General features: G+C 58.7%; 4 protein-coding genes. All 4 read left to right on the forward strand.

The features are described from left to right. A partial coding sequence (locus QVO51_RS06185) for a 4'-phosphopantetheinyl transferase family protein (RefSeq protein WP_288167926.1) occupies positions 1-312 on the forward strand: 312 nt, incomplete at its 5' end. Then, positions 294-1,058 (forward strand): SDR family NAD(P)-dependent oxidoreductase, encoded by a 765-nt coding sequence (locus tag QVO51_RS06190; protein ID WP_022357668.1) that lies wholly within the window; start codon positions 294-296, stop codon positions 1,056-1,058. The genes QVO51_RS06185 and QVO51_RS06190, both read left to right, overlap by 19 nt. A gap of 145 nt (positions 1,059-1,203) precedes the next feature. Then, positions 1,204-1,908: an ABC transporter ATP-binding protein gene (locus tag QVO51_RS06195; RefSeq protein WP_022357669.1), complete on the forward strand. Its 705-nt coding sequence runs from the start codon at positions 1,204-1,206 to the stop codon at positions 1,906-1,908. A 4-nt stretch (positions 1,909-1,912) separates the two neighbouring features. Next, the coding region (locus QVO51_RS06200) for an FtsX-like permease family protein (RefSeq protein WP_369677902.1) at positions 1,913-4,027 on the forward strand (2,115 nt) is incomplete at its 3' end.

Here is a 4,027-nt window from a genome sequence, read left to right on the forward strand (position 1 = left end):
CGGGTGCTGGGGCGGGCATGCGCCAAGGAGGAACAGGATTGGGTGCTGTCCCAGCCGGATCCGGACTATGCCTTTATCCGGCTGTGGACGGCGAAGGAGAGCTATGTAAAGGCAACCGGCACCGGCATCGGGGTGCCCCTCCAGGAAGTCACCTTCACCCTGACGGAGGAGCGCATCCGGAGCCGGATGGACGCCGGGTTCACCCAGCTACTGCTGCCGGAGCATGTAATTACAATTTGCCATAAGACCGGCAAAGGGCAGGTTCTGACCCTTTGCCCCAAGGAGGAATGGATATGCTGGAACTGGATCTGACAGGAAAAATCGCTTTGATTACTGGAGCCACCGGACAGCTTGGGCGTGTCATGGCGCATACCCTTGCGGACTGCGGAGCGGACATTGTGGTGCATTATCACGCCAACCGGCTGCAGGCGGACAAGCTGGTGGCGGAGCTGACCCGGATGGGACGCCGGGCACTGGCGGTGCAGGCGGATGTGACCGAGCGGGACAGCGTGTTCGCCATGCGGGATAAGGTGGAGGCGGTGCTGGGCATGCCTCAGATCCTGGTGCACAATGCGGTGATTCAGTATGCATGGAAGCCCGTCTTGCAGCAGGATCCCGGGGATTTTGACAGTCAGTACCGCTCCTGCGTCATGCAGACGGTGTATATGGCACAGGCGTTTGTGCCTGCCATGCAAGCTGCCCATTACGGGCGGATCCTGGTAATCAACACGGAGTGCGCCGCACTGGCAGAGGCTGGCTGCGGGGCATACACAGCGGCAAAGCGGGGATTGGACGGGCTGTGCCGGTGTCTTGCCAAGGAGGTGGCAGGGGACGGGATCACCGTGAACCAGATTGCGCCGGGCTGGACCATTACGGAACGTGACCGGGATGCGAATACGCAGGTGCAGCCGGATTACGACCGGCAGGTGCCCATGGGCCGCCGGGGCACGGATGCGGAGATTGCACAGATGGCAGCGTTCCTGGTGTCCGATCTTGCCAGCTTCACCACCGGAGCGTTTATTCCTGTGTGCGGCGGCAGAGTGATGCCGGCGATCTGATTTGTCGAATTGGGTGAAAATATGGTGAAAACCTTGTTATTTTGCCCGGAACATGCTACAATGAAGGCAATGCGGTAGGTGCTACTGCGTTGCCTGATTTTTTGGCATGCCCATGGAGGGGTGCCTGTACATAGGAGGAACATGTATGGCGGCATTTGTAACGCTGCGGGATGTACGGAAGGAATACCGGATGGGGGAGGTGCTGATCAAGGCATCCGACGGCATCTCCTTTGAGCTGGAGAAGGGAGAATTCGTGGTGATCGTGGGGCCTTCCGGTGCCGGGAAAACCACCGTGCTGAATATGCTGGGAGGCATGGACACCTGCGACTCCGGGGAAATCATCGTGGACGGGCAGGACATTGCCAGACTGAAGAAAAAGGAGATCACCCGGTATCGCCGGTACGACATCGGCTTCGTGTTCCAGTTTTACAATCTGGTGCAGAATCTCACCGCCAAGGAAAATGTGGAGCTTGCCACCCAGATTTGCCGGGATGCGGCGGACGCAGCCCAGATGCTTGAAAAGGTAGGGCTGGAAGATCGGATGGACAATTTTCCGGCACAGCTGTCCGGCGGGGAGCAGCAGCGTGTGTCCATTGCCCGTGCACTGGCGAAAAAACCCAAGCTCCTGCTGTGCGATGAGCCAACCGGCGCCCTGGATTACCAGACCGGTAAGCACATCTTAAAGCTGTTGCAGGATACCTGTCGACGGGATGGTATGACCGTGGTGGTCATCACCCACAATTCTGCCATTGCCCCTATGGCGGATCGGGTCATTGAAATCAAGAACAGCAAGGTACACGGGGTTCGGATGAATGCGCATCCGGAGCCGGTAGAGCAGATTGAGTGGTGACGGTATGAATCGGAGCATATTCAAAAATACCTTGCGGAGCATCTGGAAGACCAAGGGCAGATTCCTTGCTATTTTCGCCATCATCGCCCTGGGCAGCGGATTTTTCGCCGGGGTCAAGGTCACCAGTCCGGATATGAAGCTGACGGCGGATGCCTACTACAAGGACACCCACCTGGCGGATTTGCATCTGAAATCCACGGTGGGCTTCTCCCGGGCGGAGGTTCAAAAGCTGGCACAGCGCCAGGGGATTGCCGGCTGTTATGGGGGCTATTCCACGGATCAGTATTTGCATGCGGAGGATACCGCCAGCGCCATTGCCCGGATCTGGTCTGTGGATTTTACCCAGGTTGGCACCGGCTCTCCCCAGGATCTGAATACCCCCACTCTGCGGGAGGGCAGATGGCCGGAGCAGCCGGACGAATGCCTCATCGAGGTGCGTACTCCGGGGGAATTCAAGGTGGGGGATACTCTGACCCTGGATCCGGCAAAGGCGGAGGAGCCGGTGACGGATACCCTGAAAACCGACACCTTTACCATAGTGGGGGTTGCGGACTGGTCCATGTATGTGGACTTTGAGCGGGGTACCACCACCGTAGGCAACGGCAAGGTGGAAAGCTATATCCTGGTGCCGCCGGGGGCGTTCACCCTGGAGGTATACACGGACGTGTTCCTGACTCTGGAGGATACCAGGAAGCTGTATGCCTATGACCAGGTCTATACGGATACAGTGCAGGCATACGCAGAACAGCTGGAGGCGGACGCACCGGGCATTTACTGTCTCCGGGAGGAGCAGCTGCGGGCGGATGCGCAAAAGGAACTGGATCAGGCAAGAAAGGATCTGGATGAGGGTTGGGAAGCCTATGAATCCGGCAAGCAGGAGCTGGCGGATCAGCTGGCTGCTGCCCGGCAGGAGCTGGAGGATGGCAGAACGGATCTGGATGCGCAGATCAGTCAGCTTGCAGACAAGCAGAAGGAACTGGAACAGGGAGAGAAGACCCTGGCAGCCTCCCAGAAGCAGCTGGATGCCCAGGCAAGCTCCCTCAAGACCCAGCAGACAGCATTTCAGCAGGCGCAGCAGACCCTGTCGGATGCGGTGCAGTTTTCCGAGAATCTGCTGACTGCCATTGACAACTACCGGTACACCTGCATGGTGCCGCCCCTGGATGCCCAGACGGAGCAGCTGATCGATAACGCCTCCGTACTGGATGGCAGCGGCATGGAATTTACCAAGATGCTGCGGCAGTATATCACCGAGCCTGTGGATGCTGCGGAAAAGGGCATGCATGCATCCGCTTTGAAGCTGTATGCCCAGAATTACCAGGTGTCCCTGTACAATCAGCAGGGGGATCTGGATCGGCAGGGCGCACAGCTGACGGCAGCACAAAAGAAGCTGAATGCTTCGCAGAGTACCCTGGATGCCAAGAAAAAAGAACTGGAACAGGGCAAGCAGCAGCTCCAGGAGGGGCAGCAGGCCATTGCCGATGCCCAGGCAAAGCTGGAACAGGGGGAGGAGGAAATCGCCGATCAGCAGGCCCAGGGAGAGCAGAAGCTGGCGGATTCCAAGGCGGAACTGGAACAGGGAGAGGCGGAGCTGAAGGACTCAGAGGCGAAGCTGGACACCATCGGCGAGCAGATCCAGTGGTATGTGCTGGATCGTTCCTACAATGTGGGCTATGACAGCTTTTGGGAGGATGCAGACCGGGTGGATTCCATTGCCCGTGTATTTCCCATCTTCTTTATCCTGGTAGCATGTCTGGTGTGCCTGACCACCATGACCCGTATGGTGGAGGAGCAGCGCACGGAGATTGGTACGCTGAAGGCGCTGGGCTACAGTGGTGCTGCGGTGGCGGGGCAATTCCTGCTGTATTCCATGGCGGCAAGCCTGCTTGGGGTGTTCGCCGGCGTGGGACTGTGCACCCAGGTCTTTCCCCGGGTGATCTATGCGGCATACCTTTTGATGTATAATCTGCCCCCGGTGCATTGTCCCTTCCACTGGGGCTATGCCCTTGGTTCCCTGGGTACTGCATTGCTCTGTACCGGCGCTACCTCCCTGGCGGCGTGCTATGTGGAGCTGACCTCCGTGCCGGCACAGCTGATGCGGCCAAAGCCCCCGAAAAAC

The sequence above is a fragment of the Ruminococcus sp. CAG:379 genome, assembly GCF_000434255.1.
Taxonomy (GTDB): domain Bacteria; phylum Bacillota; class Clostridia; order Oscillospirales; family Ruminococcaceae; genus Ruminococcus_F; species Ruminococcus_F champanellensis.